At 68.4% G+C, this 19,266-nt stretch carries 17 protein-coding genes; 9 read left to right on the top strand and 8 right to left on the bottom strand.

Going from position 1 to position 19,266, the window contains the following annotated elements; translation table 11 throughout:
* Window positions 1-6 precede the first annotated feature (6 nt).
* A complete protein-coding gene (locus AB0I34_RS14730) occupies window positions 7-2,196 on the top strand; it encodes an MMPL family transporter (RefSeq protein ID WP_360445091.1) in 2,190 nt (729 codons plus the stop codon).
* Here the strand turns inward: AB0I34_RS14730 and pdxH are convergent.
* Genes pdxH through AB0I34_RS14715 form a run of 3 tightly spaced genes read right to left on the bottom strand, consistent with a single transcriptional unit; the run spans window position 2,145 to window position 5,473 of the window.
* Complete coding sequence (gene pdxH, locus AB0I34_RS14725; RefSeq protein WP_360445149.1) at window positions 2,145-2,771, bottom strand: pyridoxamine 5'-phosphate oxidase; 627 nt, start codon at window positions 2,769-2,771, stop codon at window positions 2,145-2,147. The two genes, AB0I34_RS14730 and pdxH, sit on opposite strands and share 52 nt — an antisense overlap.
* A 35-nt stretch (window positions 2,772-2,806) precedes the next feature.
* Window positions 2,807-4,738, bottom strand: coding sequence for a hypothetical protein (locus AB0I34_RS14720; RefSeq protein ID WP_360445089.1), 1,932 nt, complete (start codon window positions 4,736-4,738; stop codon window positions 2,807-2,809).
* Between the two features lie 51 nt (window positions 4,739-4,789).
* The gene (locus AB0I34_RS14715; RefSeq protein ID WP_360445087.1) at window positions 4,790-5,473 is read right to left on the bottom strand and encodes a hypothetical protein; all 684 of its coding nucleotides are present in this window, start codon (window positions 5,471-5,473) and stop codon (window positions 4,790-4,792) included.
* Window positions 5,474-5,611: 138 nt separating this feature from the next.
* Here AB0I34_RS14715 and AB0I34_RS14710 point away from each other — a divergent pair, with 138 nt between their 5' ends.
* Window positions 5,612-6,724, top strand: coding sequence for a citrate synthase 2 (locus AB0I34_RS14710; protein ID WP_360445085.1), 1,113 nt, complete (start codon window positions 5,612-5,614; stop codon window positions 6,722-6,724).
* A 13-nt stretch (window positions 6,725-6,737) separates the two neighbouring features.
* Here the strand turns inward: AB0I34_RS14710 and AB0I34_RS14705 are convergent, their stop codons facing one another.
* Entirely contained in the window at window positions 6,738-7,484 is a 747-nt protein-coding gene (locus tag AB0I34_RS14705; protein ID WP_360445083.1) for an AraC family transcriptional regulator, read from the bottom strand.
* 144 nt (window positions 7,485-7,628) lie between these two features.
* Here AB0I34_RS14705 and AB0I34_RS14700 point away from each other — a divergent pair, with 144 nt between their 5' ends.
* Together AB0I34_RS14700 and serC are read left to right on the top strand one after the other, a co-directional pair.
* Window positions 7,629-8,465, top strand: coding sequence for a phytanoyl-CoA dioxygenase family protein (locus tag AB0I34_RS14700; RefSeq protein WP_360445081.1), 837 nt, complete (start codon window positions 7,629-7,631; stop codon window positions 8,463-8,465).
* A 109-nt stretch (window positions 8,466-8,574) separates the two neighbouring features.
* The gene (gene serC / locus AB0I34_RS14695; protein WP_360445147.1) at window positions 8,575-9,702 is read left to right on the top strand and encodes a phosphoserine transaminase; all 1,128 of its coding nucleotides are present in this window, start codon (window positions 8,575-8,577) and stop codon (window positions 9,700-9,702) included.
* Between the two features lie 171 nt (window positions 9,703-9,873).
* Here serC and AB0I34_RS14690 read toward each other — a convergent pair whose 3' ends face one another.
* The 3 genes from AB0I34_RS14690 to AB0I34_RS14680 form a co-directional block, all read right to left on the bottom strand.
* A complete protein-coding gene (locus AB0I34_RS14690; RefSeq protein WP_360445079.1) occupies window positions 9,874-11,037 on the bottom strand; it encodes a hypothetical protein in 1,164 nt (387 codons plus the stop codon).
* Window positions 11,034-12,263 carry an SAM-dependent methyltransferase gene (locus AB0I34_RS14685; protein WP_360445077.1) on the bottom strand — a complete coding sequence of 410 codons (1,230 nt, stop codon included), beginning with the start codon at window positions 12,261-12,263 and terminating at the stop codon, window positions 11,034-11,036. The genes AB0I34_RS14690 and AB0I34_RS14685 overlap by 4 nt, the downstream gene beginning before the upstream one ends.
* Before the next feature lie 72 nt (window positions 12,264-12,335).
* Window positions 12,336-12,701, bottom strand: a complete 366-nt coding sequence (locus AB0I34_RS14680) for a hypothetical protein (protein ID WP_360445075.1) — start codon at window positions 12,699-12,701, stop codon at window positions 12,336-12,338.
* A gap of 173 nt (window positions 12,702-12,874) precedes the next feature.
* Between AB0I34_RS14680 and AB0I34_RS14675 the strand changes: the two genes are divergently transcribed.
* Entirely contained in the window at window positions 12,875-13,474 is a 600-nt protein-coding gene (locus tag AB0I34_RS14675) for a helix-turn-helix domain-containing protein (protein ID WP_360445073.1), read from the top strand.
* Between the two features lie 27 nt (window positions 13,475-13,501).
* Entirely contained in the window at window positions 13,502-14,800 is a 1,299-nt protein-coding gene (locus AB0I34_RS14670; protein WP_360445071.1) for an MFS transporter, read from the top strand.
* Here the strand turns inward: AB0I34_RS14670 and AB0I34_RS14665 are convergent.
* Window positions 14,730-15,836 (bottom strand): hypothetical protein, encoded by a 1,107-nt coding sequence (locus AB0I34_RS14665; protein ID WP_360445069.1) that lies wholly within the window; start codon window positions 15,834-15,836, stop codon window positions 14,730-14,732. The two genes, AB0I34_RS14670 and AB0I34_RS14665, sit on opposite strands and share 71 nt — an antisense overlap.
* Window positions 15,837-16,104: 268 nt before the next feature.
* Here AB0I34_RS14665 and AB0I34_RS14660 point away from each other — a divergent pair, with 268 nt between their 5' ends.
* From AB0I34_RS14660 to AB0I34_RS14650, 3 genes are read left to right on the top strand one after another with little or no spacing between them, the layout of a single operon-like run.
* Window positions 16,105-17,076, top strand: a complete 972-nt coding sequence (locus AB0I34_RS14660) for a sugar ABC transporter permease (protein WP_360445067.1) — start codon at window positions 16,105-16,107, stop codon at window positions 17,074-17,076.
* Complete coding sequence (locus tag AB0I34_RS14655) at window positions 17,076-17,936, top strand: carbohydrate ABC transporter permease (protein WP_360445065.1); 861 nt, start codon at window positions 17,076-17,078, stop codon at window positions 17,934-17,936. Before AB0I34_RS14660 ends, AB0I34_RS14655 begins: the two co-directional genes overlap by 1 nt.
* 18 nt (window positions 17,937-17,954) lie before the next feature.
* Window positions 17,955-19,265: an extracellular solute-binding protein gene (locus tag AB0I34_RS14650; RefSeq protein WP_360445063.1), complete on the top strand. Its 1,311-nt coding sequence runs from the start codon at window positions 17,955-17,957 to the stop codon at window positions 19,263-19,265.
* Window position 19,266: the final 1 nt, after the last annotated feature.

Below are 19,266 nucleotides of genomic sequence, written 5' to 3'. Positions count from 1 at the left end.
AGTTTCGTGTTCGAGACGCTCGGCCACTTCACGTTCCGGCGCCGCCGCCTGGTGCTCGCCCTGACCGGAGTCCTCGTCGCCGTCGGGCTGGCCTGGGGCACCGGCGTGTTCGGATCGCTGGCCAACGGCGGGTTCGACGCACCGGACACCGAGGCCGCCAACGCGGTCGCGACGATCGAGCAGAACGTCGGCCGCACCGGCACCGACGTGATCGTGCTCTACCGCAGTTCCACGCAGACCGTCGCGGATCCGGCGTTCCGGCAGTCCGTCGAGCAGCACCTCTCGGGCCTGCCGTCCCAGGACGTGCTGAGTACGACGACGTACTGGAGCAGCCGCTCGCCCCTGTTCGTCTCCAAGGACCAGCACAGCACGTACGCCGTGCTCACACTGGCCGGCGCGGACCAGGAGGAGCGGCTGGCGACGTTCCACCGGATCGCCGACCAGGTGCGGACCGCGCCACTCGGGCTGGACGCGAAGGTCGGCGGCGAGATCGCGGTCTTCGACGAGGTGAACACCCAGACCGAGCACGACATCGTGCATGCCGAGACGATCTCGACGCCGATCGTGCTGGTGCTGCTGGTGGTCGTCTTCGGCGGCCTGGTCGCCGCCAGCCTGCCGCTGTTCGTCGGCGCGCTGGCGATCCTGGGCGCCTTCGTGCTGCTGCGCGGGCTGACCGCGATCACCGACGTCTCGATCTTCACGATCAACATCGTCACGATGATCGGCCTCGGACTGGCGATCGACTACGCCCTGTTCATCGTCACCCGGTTCCGGGAGGAACTTGCCAAGGGCAATGATGTGGAGACGGCGCTGACCGCGACGATGTCGACGGCCGGCCGGACTGTCGCGTTCTCCGGCATCACCGTCGGCGTCGCGATCAGCAGTCTGGCGCTGTTCCCGGTGATGTTCCTGCGCTCGATGGCGTACGGCGGTGCGGCCGCCGTGCTGGTCGCGATGGTCGCGGCGCTGACAGCGCTGCCTGCCTTGCTCGCGGTCCTGGGGCATCGGGTGAACAGCCTGCGACTGCCGTTCCTCAAGCCTCGCAAGGCGCGCGCCGAGCACGGGGCGTGGTACCGGCTCGCGCACAGCGTGATGCGGCGCCCGGTGCGGTATGTGCTCGTGCTGGTGCCGGTGTTGCTGGTGCTCGGGATCCCCTTCCTGCAGGCGCAACTCGGTGGCGTCGACCACCGGTCGTTGCCTGCCGGCGCTACCTCCCGCACGGTGACCGAGACGCTGCAAAGTGACTTCGCTGGTGCGGGTGGGTCGGACATCGTCGTGGCAGTCCGCTTCGATTCGCCGCCATCCGATCCGTCGGCGGCACTGGCGCCGTACCTCGGGAAGCTGCGGCAGGTCGCGAACGTCGAGAACGTGCGGGTCGGCGGGTACGAGAACGGTGTCGCGGAGGTGGTCGTGCATACGCACTTCACCGCGCAGGAACTGGCCGCTCGCGATGTCGTCCACGACGTACGGGCGATCGCGCCGCCGGGTGGGACGCAGACCGAGGTCGGTGGTGAGACGGCCGCGGTGATCGACCTGCTCGATGTGCTGGCCGAGCGGGCGCCGTACATGGCCGGATTCATCGTGCTGGTGACGTTCGTGCTGCTGTTCGTCGCGTTCGGATCGTTCGTGCTGCCGGCCAAGGCGCTGCTGATGAACGTGCTGTCCCTGTCCGCGGCGTTCGGCGCGATGGTCTGGATCTTCCAGGACGGTCACCTGTCCGGGCTGCTCGACTTCACTCCGGCCGGATTCCTCGACGCGACCAACCCGGTGCTGTTGTTCGCCGTGCTGTTCGGGCTCTCGATGGACTACGAGGTGTTCCTGCTCAGCCGGATCCGGGAGGAGTACGACCGGACCGGCGACAACACGCAGGCGGTCGCGCTCGGACTGCAGCGGACCGGCGGCATCATCACGAGTGCGGCGCTGCTGCTGATCATCGTTGTGGCAGCGTTCTCGACCTCGGGCATCGTGTTCGTGAAGATGATCGGCGTCGGGCTGGTGATCGCGATCGCACTGGACGCGACGATCGTGCGGGCGTTGCTGGTGCCGGCGACGATGCGGTTGCTCGGCCGGGCCAACTGGTGGGCGCCGGCTCCACTGGTGCGGTGGTGGCAGCGCAACGGCTTCCGCGAGACCTCGGAGGCTCCTCAGGGCTGGAGCCGCGACAACTCCCAGCCTTCGGAGTTGGTACGCCGGTAGGCCAGGCGGTCATGCAGCCGGCCGGTCCGGCCCTGCCAGAACTCGAACGCGTCCGGCCGGACCAGGTAGCCACCCCAGAAGTACGGCGTGGAGATCTCGGTGCCCTCCGGCCACTGACGCTCGTACGACGCGTACTGCAGGTCGAGCTCCTCGCGGGACGCGACCGGCTGGCTCTGCTGTGACGCCCAGGCGCCGAGCTGCGACTCGCGCGGCCGGTTGCCGAAGTACGCGTCGACCTCGTCACCGGGGAGCTTGGTCGCGCTGCCCTCGATGCGCACCTGCCGCTCCATCGCGTGCCAGGGGAAGACGAGCGCACAGTGCGGGTTCACGGCCAGGTCGTCGGCCTTGCGGGACTGCTGGTTGGTGAAGAACACGAAGCCGCGCTCGTCTAGACCCTTCAGCAGCACGGTCCGCGCCGACGGCCGGCCGTCGTCGCCCGCGGTGGCCAGCACCATCGCGTTCGGCTCAGGCAGGCCGGCTTCGGTCGCCTGCGCCAGCCAGGTCCGGAACTGGACGATCGGGTCCGGATCGACCTGACTCTCGAGCAGCTCTCCGAGGCCATAGGTCCGCCGCATCTCCGCTAGATCCACGGTCCGAGCCTACTGGGGACCTACTTGCTGAGGCTGCGCCAGGACCGGCCGAGTTTGCTGGTGCGGAAGGTCCGCCACAGGACGGTCGACGCCAGCAGCCGGGCGGCCGAGTTCCGGGCCAGACGGCGCTTCTGCGGGATCACGACCGGCGCGGGCCGCGGTGAGGCGATCCGAACGACCGGGCGGGTGCCCTCGGGTAGGTGGCGGTTGATCTCCTCGAGATGCTGGTCGAACGTCGCCCGCCAGAGCGCCTGCCGCAGAGTGGCCTCGCCGCCGGCCGAGCTGGCGCCCGCCGTGGACGCCGCCCACAGCGTGCTGAGCGACCCCGGATCGAAGCCGTCCACCTCGGTCAGGAGTTGCTCGATCAGTTCGCGGTCGGGCGCGTCGGCCAGGCAGCGGACGGTGCTCTTGGCAGGCCGTGGTGTCGCCGGGGCGACGACCGGCTTGAAGAACGGTACGTCGGCCCACTCGGGCACCAGGTGCCGCACCAGCTTGCGGTGCAGGGCGTTCTCGACCCGCTGACTGGGATCGAGTGCGAACGCGGCCCGGACGAACGCCGGGATCAGCAGCGGCGAGACGACACCACTGCGCTCCCCCGTCGTCCCCCAGCGACGCAGTCGTTCGACCACGTAGAAGTAGTCGATCATGGTCGCGTTCTCGATGCCGCCGTGCACCGCGTCACGCAGGACATGGTCGATCTGGTCGGCGACGGCGGTCCGGGATCGCTCGGACGGGCCCGCGGTCGGGGTCAGCCGGGTCTGCAGACGGTTGCCGAAGGCATGCAGCTTGTCGTGCAGCGGGAGAGCGTCGAGCTGGAGCACGTCGCTCGGGTAGAAGTGGCCGTGGGCAACTTCACCGCCGGCACCGCCGATGGCCAGGTGGGCGACATTGGCCAGGGTGGCCGGCGGCGCGTGGAACAGGTAGCTGGCCGGACGGAGGCCCTCCGCGTAACGGTGCCAGCGCAGCGCACGCTCCACCAGCGCCGGCGACTTGGGCGGCTGGGCCGATACCTTCGCCGCCTTCACACCCACCGCCTTGCGGGTGGTGAAGTGCTCGACCTGCTGCGGGAGCATCTGCACCAGCGATTCGGCGACGTCGAGCTCGCCAGGCACCGCGTCGTAGCTGTTGAGCTTCACGTCCACACCGGCAGCCAGGAACGAGGCGGCGACCACTCTGGAGTCGCGGCCACCACTCAGGTCGACGGTCGGCTTGCCGGGCCACAGGCGACCTACTGATCGCGCGACATCCTGCAGCGCCTCGGCCGTCTCCTCCACCGTGTCCGGGCTGTCGGTCGACCACACGCTGGTGGTCTCGATGCGGCTGACGGTCTGCCGACGACGTCTGCCGTCGGCAACGATGTGCGTCGCCCCGGGCACCGCGAGGACCCCGTCGTACGGCGTGCTGTCGTCCATGAACCAGCCGCAGGCCGCGGCGAAGGTCCAGCCGCGCCGGTTCGCCGTGGCATGGGTGCCGCCGAACAGCAGCGCGGCCACCGGCCGGTTGCTCCACACCCAGCCGTCGGACAGCCGCAGCTGGAAGAGCCGGCCGACACCGATCGAGTCGGTGAACAGGTCCAGGCGGTTCTCGTCCGGATCCAGCACCGCCATCGTGAACGGTGGGGCAAGCTCCAGGAAACCGGCCGGGTTCCGGCGTATCGCGTGCGCCAGCTTGGCCGGCGCGTCGTGCGGCGGGATGTCGCCGATCACCCGCTGATAGCCCAGCGGTGCGTGCTGGGTGGCGATCCGGAGCTCACCGGCGTCGTGCCAGGACGGCCAGAACGAACCGCTGTCGTCCCGGTCCCACACGTGCAGACCGATCGTGCTGCCGTCGTACCCGCTGTGCCTGCCCTTGCGGTCCCAGAGGCCGTCGTAGTACGCCTCGATCCGTGCTCGCCCCGCGGCAGCCCGGGAGGCGCTGTCGTTGTTGAAGGCGTAGGCGACCAGAGTTTCCATGCAGAGCCAGATGCACGGTCCGCGCGGAAAGTTACGATCTAGCGCGGAAACTTACCGGGGCGGTTGCTGGCCGGGGAAAGTGTTGCCGGGCGGCTGCTGACCGGGGTACGCGCCGGGCTGCTGCCGGTCCTGGTGCTGACCCGGTTGCTGACCCTGCTGGCCCGGTTGCTGGGCCTGTTGAGGCTGGCCCGGGTAGGCCTGCGGGTGCGGCTGGGGCTGCTGTTGCTGGCCCGGGTACCCACCCCACTGCTGCGGCTGCGCGGCGAAGGCCGGGGTGTAGCCGCCGCTCTCGCCGCGGAGCGCCCGCGCGGCCTTGGCGTCACTCGCCCAGCGCCCGATGCCGCCGATCAGCAGCACGACGCCGAAGAACAGTGCCGACCCATCGGTGAGCATGTAAGCGATCGTCCGCGTGCCGGGGATCTGGAACAGCTTGATCACGTCGTACGCGGACCGGATCGGCACGAGCATCACGGCGAGTCCGGCCACCGTCGCCAGCCCACCGGCTCCGACCATCACACCGGCTCCGATCGTCCGGATGGCCATCAGCAGACCGACGACGACCGCGATGACGACCAGGAGGACGAGCCACTGCAGACCGTGCTCGAAGAGGCTCTCGAACCTGACCTGGCGCGCCAGGGCCAGCCGGGTGCCGGCGTACGAGCCACCGACGATTCCGGCGTAACCAACGATGATCCCGAGCACGAGGCCCAGGGCGGGATTGGGCTTGGCTGGCATGTGCTCCACCGTAGACCTCGAACCGGTCACATATCTGTCCGGTCGCCGAGCCGGAGACATATGCTGCCTGGGCGCCCAACGGTGCGCGCGGCTCTCCTGGTGGGCTTCGTGCGTCGATCACGAGGACGAGGGAGTCGCATGTCAGATCCGAGGACCGAGGTGCAGCACGGGCTGGAAGGCGTGGTCGCCTTCGACACGCAGATCGCGGAGCCGGACAAGGAAGGTTCGGCGCTGCGCTACCGGGGCGTGGACATCGAGGACCTGGTCGGCCGGGTGCCGTTCGAGAACGTCTGGGGTCTGCTGGTCGACGGTGCGTTCACCCCGGGGCTGCCGCCGGCCGAGCCGTTCCCGCTGCCGGTCCATACCGGTGACGTGCGAGTCGACGTGCAGTCCGCGCTGGCCATGCTCGCGCCCGCCTGGGGTCTGCGGCCGCTGTACGACATCGACGACGTACAGGCGCGTGAGGATCTGTCCCGGGCGGCGGTGATGGCGCTGTCGTACGTCGCCCAGGCGGCTCGTGGCATCGGGCAACCGATGGTGCCGCAACGTGAGGTGGACAAGGCGACGACGATCACCGAGCGGTTCATGATCCGGTGGCGCGGCGAGCCCGATCCCAAGCACGTGAAGGCGGTCGACGCGTACTGGACCTCCGCGGCCGAGCACGGCATGAACGCATCGACCTTCACCGCGCGCGTGATCGCGTCGACAGGTGCAGATGTCGCAGCCGCGCTGTCCGGCGCGGTCGGTGCGATGTCCGGACCGCTGCACGGTGGTGCGCCGGCGCGAGTGCTGACGATGATCGAGGGCGTGGAGCGCGGCGGCGACGCGCGTGCGTACGTGAAGGGGCTGCTGGACGCGGGCGAGCGGCTGATGGGTTTCGGGCATCGCGTGTACCGCGCGGAGGACCCGCGGGCCCGGGTGCTTCGTCGTACGGCGCGGGAGCTGTCGGCACCGCGGTACGAGGTGGCCGAGGCGTTGGAGCAGGCTGCGCTGGCCGAGCTGCGGGAGCGGCGGCCGGACCGGGTGCTGGAGACCAACGTGGAGTTCTGGGCGGCGATCGTGCTGGACTTCGCCGAAGTACCGCCGCCGATGTTCACGTCCATGTTCACCTGTGCGCGGACGGCCGGGTGGAGCGCGCATGTGCTGGAGCAGAAGCGGACCGGGCGGCTGATCCGGCCGTCGGCGATCTACTCCGGCCCGAGCACGCGCCCTGCCACCGCCATCGAGGGCTGGAATCCGGGCTGGGCCTAGCGGCTGGCTGGGTTTAGCGGTCCTGGCTGGGTGAGCGGCCGGTGCGTTGCTTGTACTGGCGGCTGAAGTACGGGACGTCGGTGTAGCCGAGGGCGGCGGCGGTCTGGGTGACTGTCAGGCCGGTCTCGGTGAGCAACTCGTGGGCGCGGTCGATCCTGCACTGGATGAGGTACTGCGCCGGTGACATGCCGAGCTGCGCGACGAACCGGCGCGTGAACTGCGCCCTGGAGAGGGCAGCGCCGCGTGCCATCTCGGCGACGGTCCAGTCGTGCCCCGGGTCCTGCCGGAGCTGCCGTGCCACCTCGTCGACCGCGGTGTCGGTCGCGCTCCGGCCGGGGTTGTGCACGGCGTCCCAGACGAGCCCGAGCACCTGCTCCAAGCACAACTCCGCTTGCCGCCTGCCCAACGGATCCTGCCGCCTGTACGACGCATCACTCGTCCGCGCGAGCACGCCGAGCAACTCCCGGTCCATCACCTCGCCCCACCGCGGCTCCGGCACCACTCCGCGCCGGTCGACCTGGAAATGCATACCGAACACCAGCAATCGCCGCCGCGGATCGTGCGTGGCTCTTGGCGCATCACCTGGCGCGAAAACTGCGCACACACCCGGATGCAGCTCGCGCCGTTCCCCCGCCAGCTCCATGGAGCCTCGTCCGTCCAGCACACACCACAGCAGGTGATCCGGCAGCGGACGGGACACCCACGACCAGCTGGGCTCGCAGCGCCAGAACGTCGGCGGCGACAACAGGTCGAGCGTCAACGGTGCCGGGTAATGCGACAAAAGTTCAACTCCTCGCGCGAATCATCCGTGGCCGGCCGCAGCGGACATCTGGAGAATAGTGCTGTCTGGAAGACGGTAGACGACTCCGGGCACCGATGACGGGATCTCTCGCGGGAGCTGTGCATGAGCGTTTCGTACAAGGAAGAGTTCGAGCAGGCGGGCTACACGCTGGTGCGTGGGCTGTTCGAGGTCGACGAGGTCGAGCGGCTGCGTGACCACTACATGGAACTACGGCACCGGGGGTCGTACCAGGGCGACTTCGCCGGTCACACCTCGGCCGACCGCGACCCGCTCCGCCGGTACCCGCGGATGGCGCAGATGCACCGCTGGGACGACACGTCGCTGCGCTGGATGATCGATGCGCGGCTCGACAAGGTGATGACCGAGATCCTCGGCCGGTCGCCGTACGCGGTCCAGACGATGATCTACTTCAAGCCGCCGGGGTCTCGCGGGCAGGCGCTGCACCAGGACAACTTCTACCTGAAGGCCGAGCCCGGCACCTGCGTGGCCGCGTGGATGGCGCTCGATGACGTGGACGAGGCGAACGGTTGCCTCGAGGTCGTTCCCGGCAGCCACCGCTGGCCGATCCTGTGCACCGAGAAGGCGGACACCACGGTCAGCTTCACCGACGTGACCGTTCCGCTGCCGGAGCAGGGCGCCGCCGTACCGATCGCGATGGAACCGGGTGACGTGCTGTTCTTCCACGGCGCGCTGGTCCACGGCAGCAACCCGAACGTCACCACGGACCGCTTCCGGCGCGCGCTGATCGGCCACTACATCGAGGGTGAGGCCGAGAAGGTCGCGTCCTACTACCACCCGGCGTTGCGGATGGACGACGGCTCGGAGTTGACGCTCGAGGTCGCCGAGGGCGGCGGTGAGTGCGGCGAGTGGACCGACACCCCGGACGGGCCCGTGGCGGTGCTGACCGGGACTCAGACCATCACCCGCAAGCACGAGTAGCCGCTCGGCCTCGGGTGAGACCCGGAGCGGTCGGGCTGGCGCGGTATGGGAGTATGGGGTTCGCTGACAGCGTCGTCGGCTCAGGAATGGCAGACGACGAAGGGAAACGCTGGTGACCAGCGACATTCAGATTCCTGCAGAGCTCAAGCCCGCCGATGGCCGCTTCGGGGCCGGACCGTCGAAGGTGCGTCCGGAAGCCGTTGCCGCGCTGGCGACCGAGGGCGCGAAGCTGCTGGGTACGTCGCACCGGCAGGCGCCGGTCAAGAACCTGGTGGCCCGTGTGCAGCAGGGTGTGGCGGACCTGTTCCAGCTGCCCGACGGGTACCAGGTGGTGCTCGGGAACGGCGGATCGACCGCGTTCTGGGACATCGCGACGTTCGGGCTGATCCGGGAGAAGAGCCAGCACCTGAGCTTCGGTGAGTTCTCGTCGAAGTTCGCGAAGGCCGCGCAGCTCGCGCCGCACCTGGGCGACCCGACGGTCGTGAAGGCCGACCCCGGGACGCGCCCGGTCGCGGTCGCCGAGGCCGGCGTCGACCTGTACGCCTGGCCGCACAACGAGACCTCCACCGGTGTGATGGCCCCGGTCCAGCGGGTGGCAGGCGCCGACGAGGGTGCGCTGGTCGCGATCGACGCCACCTCGGGTGCGGGCGGTCTGCCGGTCGACATCAACGAGGTCGACGTGTACTACTTCGCGCCGCAGAAGTGCTTCGCGTCCGACGGCGGGCTGTGGATCGCCGTGATGAGCCCGGCGGCGCTGGCGCGGGTCGAGGAGATCACCGCGTCCGGGCGATGGATCCCGGCGTTCCTGGACCTGGCGACCGCGATCGACAACTCGAGCAAGAACCAGACGTACAACACGCCGTCGCTGGCCACGCTGTTCCTGATGGCGGAGCAGACGGACTGGATCAACAACCAGGGCGGGCTGGAGTGGAGCGTGGGGCGGACGACCGACTCGAGCAACCGGCTGTACACCTGGGCCGAGAAGTCCGACTACGCCACGCCGTACGTCGAAGACCCGGATGCACGGTCGCTGGTCATCGGGACCGTCGACCTGGATGACTCGATCGACGCTGCGGCGGTCGCGAAGACGCTGCGCGCGAACGGGATCGTCGACACCGAGCCCTACCGCAAACTCGGGCGCAACCAGCTCCGGGTCGCGATGTTCCCGGCGGTCGACCCCGACGACGTCGAAAAGCTCACCCAAGCCATCGACTACGTAGTCGACCGCCTGAAGTAACCCCGTACACCGATCAGCCGCCGATCTCCTCGTGAGGTCGGCGGCTGATTTTGGTTGCTTGGCGTGTGCATCCGGGGTCGATGGCGGGTTATGTCACCGCTGCCCGGTTGTTGTACGCCATCGACCAAACAACCTGCCAGCGACCGGTTGGGCAGCCAGGGGCGGCGGGCGTCAGGTGTGGCGGCGGTGGGGGGTGGGTGGGGCTTGACCGGTCAGGCGGGCGTTTTCGGCTTGGCGGTCTCGGCGTTCCCGGCGGCCTGGGGGGAAGGTGAGGATGGTGATGAGCAGGGCGAAGGCGGCGGCGCCGACCACGATCCAGCGGAGGCTGTGGTTCTTCTTGGACTCGGTGCCGGCCTCGTTGGTCGCGCCAGGCTTCGGAGTCGCACTCCCGGAGGGTGCAGGCGAGGCGGCCTTCTTCACCGGCACCGGGACCTGGTAGACGGGCGAGTCCTTGGCGTCGTACCCGACCAGGAGCGTGTTGTCGGTCTTGCCGAGAGCGACCGACTCCCCCTGCCCCAGCGGCGCGGCACCCTTCGCGACCACCGTCGGCGTCTCACCCCAGGCGACGGTCTGAACGTCGGTGTACGTGCGCAGCACCGCCTGCTGGCCGTCAGCCAGGAACACGCCGTCGGTGACTCCCGCGGGCGCGGGCGCGAACTTCGTCAGCTCGTTCGTGCCCTCCCGCGACGGACCCGGCGGCGCAGCATAGATCGCGGCGCCCTTGCTGGCCTTCGTCACGATGTACAGCTGGTTGGTCCCGGGCTCCACCAGCAGCGTCTCGGCGTCGTGGGCCCCGTCGGGATAGGTGAAGTCGTACCGGTGGTAGGTCATCTTCTCCACGTCGCCGCGCTGCTTGGGCTCCGGCATCGTGTAGATCGAGACCATGTCCCGGTTGGCCCCGTTGTCGCCGATGTCGGCGACGTAGATGAAGCCGTCCTTGTCGACCGCGATCGCCTCGACGTCGCTCACGTTCGCGTTGAAGTTGAGCACCATCTCGACCTTGCCGGACAGGTCGATGCCGAACACCCGGGCGCGATCGCCGGAGTCGTTGATCGTCCAGTAGATGTCGTCGAAGTTGTGCGACTTCGCCAGCCCGGACGACTCCTCGATCCGGGAGTCCCCGATCGTGAACAGCTTCTTCGCCGCCCCCGGCGTCGGATCCGCGATCGGCACCCCCGCAGACTCTGCCGAGCCCGCCGCCGTCGCCGCCGCTGACGTCAGCCCGGCCGCGGTGGTCGCCGACGAGCCGGCGGCCGCTGCCGACGGGGCGAGCGGAAGCACTCCGAGGGTGAAGAACGTGGCGGCGGCCAGGGCGAGGGGACGGAGGAGGGTCACGAGCGAACCTCGCGGTCGTCGGGCAGCACGAGTTGGGCGAGCCGGGGTGCGACCTGCCACTCGTCGATCAACGTCCGGTACTCGGACTCCAGCTCCGGCGTCGGCCTGGCTCCGGTCCGGGCGGCGCGGAGCAGCAGGTTACGCGGAGTGTGCTGACTGTCCACGAACTGCACAACCTCCACCCGGTATCCGACCTGTCGCAGGACCGCCGCCCGAAGGGAATCCGTCAGGACGTCGGCGAACCGCTCACGAACGATGCCATATCTGGTCATCAGCGCATAAGGCGCCGGTGGTGAGACGCTCTTGAGCTGCTTTTGGATGTCGTGATGGCAACACGGAGCCGCGAGCACCAGCGGAGCCTCCCAGCCGACCGCCCGCGCCAGCGCATCGTCGGTCGCGGTATCGCACGCGTGCAGCGCCAGCACCACATCCGGTCGTACGTCGAGCTCCGCGTCCTGGATGGTCGCGTCGACGAACCGCAGGTGGTCCTGCCAGCCGAGCGCCTCGACCCGCCGCGTGTTCCGCGTCCGCGCCTGCGGATTGCGGTCGATCCCGATCATCCGTACGTCGTGCCCGGCCTCCGTGAGCAGGTGGTACGCGGCGAGCGTCAGGTACGCGTTGCCACAGCCGAGGTCGACCACCTGCAGCGGCCGCCCGGTCGCGATCCGGCCCGCCGCGACCGCCTCGTCCAGTGCGGGCGCGAGCAGCTTGCAGAACTCGTCGATCTGCTTGTACTTCGATTGCCGCGACGGCTTCACCCGCCCGAGGTGGTCGCTGATGCCGAGCTCGATCAGGAACGGCGCATCCGGATCGAGCGCCCGCTGCTTCACCCGGTCGTGGCCGGTCTCCTGCTCCCGGCCGTCCTCCTGCCGGTGCAGCAACTCCTTGCCCTTTTTGGTGTACCGCAGCCGGAGCGTCTCGGTCGTGGTCTCGACATGCCACGACCCGTACGGCACGTCCAGCAACTCGTCCACCGCCTTCGCCGCGTCCGGTCCGGCGGCCAGGTTTCGGGTGTGCGCCTGGCGCTCGTCGTACTCGGTGATCTGCAGGTGGCGGTGGCCCTTGAGGTCGACATACCGCAGCTCGACGCGCTGGTACTGCGGCTGGTCGTGGCCGCGCCGCCGCCCGGATCCGAGCGCACGGACGAGGGACGCCTGGTCCACCAACGCCGTGCGAATCGCCTCCCGTGCGCCGGGCTGCTGATCCGGATCCACCTCTGCCTGCATCGCGCCATTGTCGCCGACCACTCCAACCGATCCCAAAAGGGTCTCGCCGACCGTCGGTCGCGGTGAGTGAACTCATTGCAGTTTCTGGTCGTCGGCGAGCAGCCCCAGCGAGCGCAGCCGGGTCGCGATCCCGCCCACCTGACGGCCGAGGGTCCCGACCAGTTCCTCCTTGCTGGCGCCGCCCTTGAACAGGTCGGACAGCGTCTGCTCCTCCTCCGGCGTCCAGGGGCGGAAGGCATTCGGGTGGTTCTTGCGGGCGTCCCGGATCTTGCGTGTCATCGAGCGCATGTCCAGCAACTCCAGGGAGCGGATCCGAGCCTGGCGGTGCCGGCCGACCTCCTCGCCCTCGCGCCAGAAGACCACCGCCCCGTCGTCGAACGTCATCAGGTCGGCCGGGACGTCGCAATAGTCGGCCTCGTCGAGCATCACTCGCAGCATGGTGGTTCTCTCCGTTTCGTGGTGCGGACCGCCGCTCCGGTCCCTTGTCACCGGAGAAGATGCCGCGATCCGGCCCCTCCCCAACGCCCACTTCACGACCTGTGGACAACCAACCGCAGAACTTCTTTGCAAAAGAGCTTTGCAAAGAGCCTTTGCGGTCCTACGATCGGTCCATGAGCGACGAGAGGGACGACCTGACACCGGCGGCTCCGGGCAAGACTGTCCACCTGGACCGGCACCTGGTGCGGGCGCTGGCGCACCCGATGCGGAACCGGATGCTAGCGATGCTCCGGATGTACGGCCCGCAGACCGCGACGACACTGGCCGGCCGGCTCGGGGTGAACACCGGCGCCACCAGCTATCACCTGCGCCAGCTGGCCGAGGCCGGGCTGGTGGTCGAGGACGACAGTCGCGGCAACGCGCGGGACCGGTGGTGGAAGTCGGCACACCAGAGCACGCAGTTCGATCCGACAGAACTGCTGGATCAGGAGCCTGAGCTGGCGATGGGGTTCCTGCACGGCATCGGGCAGACGTACGCCGAGAACATGTTCGGCTTCATCGACTCGATGCAGACACTGACGCCCGAGTGGAAGGACGCCAGCCTCCTGTCGGACTACGTGTTCCACCTGCGTCCGGAGGAGCTGAAAGCGCTGCAGGTCGAACTGCTGGCGGTGCTGGAGAAGTACAAGACGGCCGATCTGACCGCACCGCTGCCGGAAGGCGCGGAGCAGGTGTCGGTGCAGATCCAGGCGTATCCGCGCGAGACCCGCTGAACAACCAGACGAAGTGAGGTGAGGGGTGTGGGCACTGTGAGGCAGGCGGATCGAGCGCCGCTGGTGGCGTTCCTGGTGGCGAACGTCGTGTCGATCTGCGGGACCCGGGTCAGCGCGATCGCCATCCCGTGGTTCGTACTGATGACGACCGGGTCGCCGGTCAAGACCGGTGTGGTGGCCCTGGCGGAGATGGGCCCGCTGGTCCTTTCCAAAGCGTTCGGTGGCCCATGGATCGACCGGGTCGGGCCGAGAAGGATCAGCGTCCTGGCAGATACCGCCAGCGCCGGAGTGGTTGCGCTCATCCCTCTTCTGCACATGTTGCACGCGCTCTCGTTCCCGGTGCTGCTGGTACTGGTCGCCGTTGCGGGGACGCTCCGCGGACCGGGCGATGCCGCCAAGGGGACGTTGATCCCGGACATCGCGCAGGCGGCCAAGGTGCCGCTGGAGCGCGTGACCGGACTGGAGAGCACGACCGAGCGGTTGGCTGGGTTCATCGCCTTCGCGATCGCCGGTGCACTCATCACGCTCGTGGGCGAGGTGAACGCACTGTGGATCGACGCGGCGTCGTTCGGAGTCTGCGCCGTGCTGATCTACCGATGGATCCCGCGGCGGCACCAGGTCGCCGAGAACGCAGCGGACGAAGAGCCGGAGGGCAGCTACGGGCAGCGGCTGCTGGAGGGCTGGCGATTCCTGCGCAAGGACAAGCTGATGATGCCGCTGGTCCTGATGATCGCGGTCACCAACCTGCTCGACGCCGCGATCGCGGCCGTCCTACTGCCGGTCTGGATCAGGGACCACGGCTTCGGTCCTGGGCACACCAGTCTGATCCTCCTCTCGTTCGGAATCACCGCCACGGTGTTCGCACTGGTCGCGTCGGCCGTCGGCGACCGGATCCCGCGCAAGCTGGTCTTCACGCTCGCGTTCCTGATCTGCGGCGCGCCACGGTTCGTCGTGATGGCGTTCGACGCGCCGGTGTGGATGGTGATGGCGATCTACGCTGTCGGAGGCATCGGCGCCGGCTTCATCAACCCGGTGCTGGGCGCCTTGTTCATCGAGCGGATCCCGCGGCAGATGCTCGGCCGGGTCAACTCGCTGGCCGACGCGGTCTGCTGGACCGGCGTACCGCTGGGTGGCGTCGTGGCCGGTGCCGCGATCGCCGGCATCGGTCTGGCACCGGCACTGCTCGCAGCCGGAGTGATCTACCTGGTCGCGACCATGTCACCGGTGCTGATCGGCCGGAACGAGCGGTGGAAGGCTACACAGGATCCGACGGGTCCTCGGGAAACGGAGGCCGGCTTGAGTCCGGTGGCAGTCCCCACGTCTTAGCCTTCGCCGCCTCGGTCTCCTGGCGCCGCATCCGGTCGCGCTCGGCGCCCAGCAGCCCGAGCAGCACCAGGTCGAGCAGCATCCCGCCGACCGCCGCGAACTGGGTCCCGGCGAACTGGAACACCTGGGTGACCAGCAGCGACACCAGCACCGCCAGCTCGAACAACCGGATGGCCCGGGCCCGGTTGCCCTTCCGCAGTTGCAGCCAGCCGCGCACCGTGAAGGTTGCCGACAGCAAACTCCCGGCCGCCACCCCGAGCACCGGGAAGTCGGTGAACAGCCCGTCGTCGAAGCGGATCCCGGCCGCGATGACGGGCGCGCCGATCGCCTGGACGACCAGTACGCCGACAGCCACGCGAGGTGCGTAGCGATGCGTGGCCAGTCGGTCGAAACCACGCTGGAGGGCCTGCCACGCGGCGTCCACCGGCGCGGCCAGCTCCACCTCGTCGGCCGGGCACGCGGCCAACAGCTCCCGGGTCTCCTGGCGGCCCGCCACGTCGAGGCCCACCTGGCGCAGCTGCTGCGACGCCTGCGCGAGCCGACGGCGGGACAGGCCACCCGCCACGCCCTCCACGGCGTGGTCGACCACGTTGGCCAACTGCTCGCGCGGATCGATCGGCCGCCGGGTGGCGATGAACCGCGTGCCCAGGACGATCACCACGAAGATCACGTACACGATCGCGGCGGCCGGTTGGTAGAAGTAGTCGTTGTCGGACGTCACGAACTTCCCGACCTCGTCGATGAACAGGCCGAACCCGACCCCGCCGACCAGTGCGGCCGCGGGTCGCACGACCGGACCGACGTACCCGAGGAGCAGGACGATGGCGACCAGCATCAGCAGGCCGCCGGGGAGCACGTGGGCGATGTGCAGCCCCTTGCCGCCGATCTGGGGATAGCCGCTCAAACCGAGAAACAGACGGGTGATCAGCACGGTCGCCACCCCGGACACCACGAAGGTGGTGAGGTGCTCCCCCGATCGCACGTTGCGGACCAGTCCCGCCCGCAGCAGGTACGACGACCGCGCACTGGAGCTCATGCGCCAGAACCTTAGCGCCCGGCCGAGTCGGCGAGCGCCGGCGGCGGAGCTGTTCCAGGCTGATGAATACGAATGCACTCCGGTCTTGCGCATCGTCCGGAGGCGTCCTAATCTCTCGCGTAGTGGAACCTCACTTCCACCAAGCGGTAACTCTTGAACGTCCAACAACTCCGGCCGGAGTCCTCCAGACACCAGATCTGAAGACTTCGGCCGATTTTCCGGAGCGTTTCTACATCGGTGAAGAAGGACCCTGAGAGGAGGCCCGACCATGAGCATGAGAACCGAGATCTCTGCTCCGGCAGGCCGCGAACCGACAGCTGACGTCCCTCCCGGCGGCACCCCGGCAGCACGGCCCAGACCCCGCAGACGCTCTGATCGGGTCGCCTATCTCTTCCTCGGCCCGTGGTTCGTGGGACTGCTACTGCTCACGGCCGGACCTCTGCTCGGGTCCCTGTACCTGTCGTTCACCAAGTTCAACCTGCTGCAGCCACCCGCCTGGAACGGCTTCGGCAACTACGTCAAGATGTTCACCGACGACCCGCGCTACCTGCAGTCGTTGAAGGTCACCTTCATCTACGTCGCCCTGACCGTCCCCTTGCAGCTGGGATTCGCACTGGCGGTCGCCGTGATGCTGAACCGCCCGCTGCGCGGGATGGCGTGGTACCGGTCGATCTACTACATCCCCTCCCTGCTCGGCGGCAGTGTCGCGATCGCGGTGATCTGGGGTCAGCTGTTCGACGACGACGGCGTCCTGAACGCCTTCCTGGCGTTCTTCGGCGTCGGCGGCCGCAGCTGGATCTCCAACCCCGACACCGCCCTCTACACGCTGGTGCTGCTGAACATCTGGCAGTTCGGCTCGCCGATGGTGATCTTCCTGGCCGGGCTCAAACAGATCCCGCAGGAGTTGTACGACGCAGCGTCGGTGGACGGAGCGAATCCCTGGCGGCGGTTCTGGTCGGTCACCGTGCCGCTGCTGACGCCGATCATCTTCTTCAACGTGGTACTGCAGATCATCCAGGCGTTCCAGGCCTTCACCCCGGCCTACGTCGTGAGCGGCGGCAGCGGCGGGCCGTCGGACTCCACGTTGTTCTACACGCTTTACCTGTACCAGCAGGGTTTCACGAACCTGAACATGGGCTACGCCTGCGCGATGGCGTGGGTGCTGCTGCTGATCATCGCCACCTTCACGCTGATCAACTTCGGGCTCGCGCGCCGCTGGGTCTACTACGAGGACCGCTGATGACGACTCTCTCGCAAGCTCCTGGAACCCGCCGGCGCGGGCGGGGGTGGCTGACCCACCTCGCGCTGATCGCCGGAACCCTGGTGATGGTCTATCCACTGCTGTGGATGGTCGGCGGATCCTTCAAGGACGAGAAGGACATCTTCTCCCAGCTCAACCCGTTCCCCAGCTCGCTGGACCCGCGCAACTACATCGCCGGCTGGACCGCGACCGACCCCACCTTCACCCGGTTCTACTTCAACTCGCTGCTGATCGCGGTCCTCGCGGTGGCCGGCAACGTGATCGCCTGCACGCTCACGGCGTACGCGTTCGCCCGGCTGGAGTTCCGCGGCAAGAAGGTGTTCTTCGGCATCATGCTCGGTTCGATCATGCTGCCGGCGCACGCGCTGCTGATCCCGCAGTACGTGCTGTTCTTCAACCTCGGCTGGGTGAACACCTATCTCCCGCTGGTGGTGCCGAAGTTTCTGGCCACCGACGCGTTCTTCATCTTCTTGATGGTCCAGTTCATCCGCACGATCCCGCGCACACTGGACGAGGCCGCGATGATCGACGGCTGCGGCAAGGTCCGCATCTTCAGCCGGATCATCCTGCCGCTGACCGGGCCGGTGCTGATCACCACCATGATCTTCACCTTCATCTGGACGTACAACGACTTCTTCGCCCAGCTGATCTACCTGTCCTACCCCAGCAGCGAGACGGTACCGGTCGCGCTGCGGCGATTCGTCGACGCGACCGGCGACTCGTCGTACGGGCAACTGCTGGCCATGTCGGTGCTGTCGCTGGTGCCGACCTTCATCGTCTTCCTCCTCGCCCAGCGCCGGATCGTCGAGGGCATCGCCACGACCGGCCTCAAGGGCTAGCCCCGAAAGGAACCAGCCATGACCACATCTCTCAACCGGCGGCGCTTCCTGCAGGCCGGATTCGCGGCCGGCGTACTCGCGCCCCTGCTGTCGGCCTGCAACCTGGACCCCGCGGCCAAGGAGGCGAAGAACTCGGTCCGGTTCAGCAGCTACGGCGACCCGACCAAGCTCGGGCTGCGCAGCAAGCTCGCCGACCAGTACACCTCGAGCCATCCGGACGTGAAGATGGTCTTCGAGGGCACCGCGACCGCGGAGTACTGGGACAAGCTCGCCACCCAGATGGCCGGCGGCAACGCCCCGGACGTGATCAACATCGACATCGCCCGGATCGGCCAGTACGGCGCTGCCGGCGCGCTGCAGTCGCTGGAGAAGTACATCCCGGACACCATCGACACCAAGCCGTTCGACAAGAACCTGCTCAGCCAGGGCCAGTTGAAGGGCGAGCAGTTCGGTATCCCGGTCGCGATGGGTGCCTACAGCATGGGGTACGACGTGACCGTGCTCGACGAGCTCGGTCTGGAGCACCCGAAGGAGACCTGGACCTGGTCCGACTTCGCCGCCCTGGCGAACGAGATCCGGCAGAAGTCCGGCAAGAAGATCTACGGCGCGGAGGACCCCAGTGGGGACACGGCGTCGTTGCAGATCTTCCTGCGTGGCAAGGGCGAGGACCTGTACAAGGACGGCGCGCTCGCCTTCACCGAAGCGTCGCTGACCGAGTGGTTCGAGTACTGGGCCGCGCTGCGGGCGACCGGTGGCACGATCCCCGCAGACATCGCGGCCCAGGCCAAGTACGGCGACTGGCCGACCAGCCCGCTGGTCAAGAAGCAGGCGGCGCTCGCGCACATCCACACGCCCAACCTCAAGGGCGGTTTCCAGGATCTGACCAAGAACACCATCGACATCACCCTGCCGCCGCGGAACACCAAGGACGGCAAGTGCGGGACCTTCCCGGCGCCGAGCAGCTACCTGTCGCTGAACGCCAAGAGCCAGCGCGCGGACGATGCCGCCGACTTCATCAACTGGTTCGCCAATGGCGAGGAGGCCGCGAAGACCCTGCGGCTGATCAGTGGACCGCCCGCCTCGGCGTCCGGCCGGGATGTGCTGCTGAAGGGCAGTGACCTGTCGGCGAGCGAGAAGCAGGTGCTGGCCTACACCGATCTGGCGCTGAAGAACGCCTTCGCCCCGCCGCAGGCCAGCCCGGCCGCTTCGACCGCCGTCGGCGACCTGTTGCTGAAAACCAGCCAGGACATCGCCTTCGGCAAGATCTCGATCAAGCAGGGCGCACCGAAGTTCATCGCCGACGCCGGCAAAACCCTCGACGGCAAGTGAT

Source organism: Kribbella sp. NPDC050281 (genome assembly GCF_040655855.1).
Lineage (GTDB): Bacteria > Actinomycetota > Actinomycetes > Propionibacteriales > Kribbellaceae > Kribbella.
This window is presented reverse-complemented; position numbering and strand designations above follow the sequence as displayed.

Excerpts from the sequence above, each read along its gene's own strand:
- AB0I34_RS14710 (WP_360445085.1), top strand. The coding sequence starts at position 5,612 with ATGTCAGATCCGAGGACCGAGGTGCAGCACGGGCTGGAAGGCGTGGTC.
- AB0I34_RS14650 (WP_360445063.1), top strand. The coding sequence starts at position 17,955 with ATGACCACATCTCTCAACCGGCGGCGCTTCCTGCAGGCCGGATTCGCG.
- AB0I34_RS14700 (WP_360445081.1), top strand. The coding sequence starts at position 7,629 with ATGAGCGTTTCGTACAAGGAAGAGTTCGAGCAGGCGGGCTACACGCTG.
- AB0I34_RS14715 (WP_360445087.1), bottom strand. The coding sequence starts at position 5,473 with ATGCCAGCCAAGCCCAATCCCGCCCTGGGCCTCGTGCTCGGGATCATC.
- AB0I34_RS14720 (WP_360445089.1), bottom strand. The coding sequence starts at position 4,738 with ATGGAAACTCTGGTCGCCTACGCCTTCAACAACGACAGCGCCTCCCGG.
- AB0I34_RS14665 (WP_360445069.1), bottom strand. The coding sequence starts at position 15,836 with ATGAGCTCCAGTGCGCGGTCGTCGTACCTGCTGCGGGCGGGACTGGTC.
- AB0I34_RS14685 (WP_360445077.1), bottom strand. The coding sequence starts at position 12,263 with ATGCAGGCAGAGGTGGATCCGGATCAGCAGCCCGGCGCACGGGAGGCG.
- AB0I34_RS14660 (WP_360445067.1), top strand. The coding sequence starts at position 16,105 with ATGAGCATGAGAACCGAGATCTCTGCTCCGGCAGGCCGCGAACCGACA.
- AB0I34_RS14680 (WP_360445075.1), bottom strand. The coding sequence starts at position 12,701 with ATGCTGCGAGTGATGCTCGACGAGGCCGACTATTGCGACGTCCCGGCC.
- AB0I34_RS14675 (WP_360445073.1), top strand. The coding sequence starts at position 12,875 with ATGAGCGACGAGAGGGACGACCTGACACCGGCGGCTCCGGGCAAGACT.
- AB0I34_RS14655 (WP_360445065.1), top strand. The coding sequence starts at position 17,076 with ATGACGACTCTCTCGCAAGCTCCTGGAACCCGCCGGCGCGGGCGGGGG.
- pdxH (WP_360445149.1), bottom strand. The coding sequence starts at position 2,771 with ATGCGGCGGACCTATGGCCTCGGAGAGCTGCTCGAGAGTCAGGTCGAT.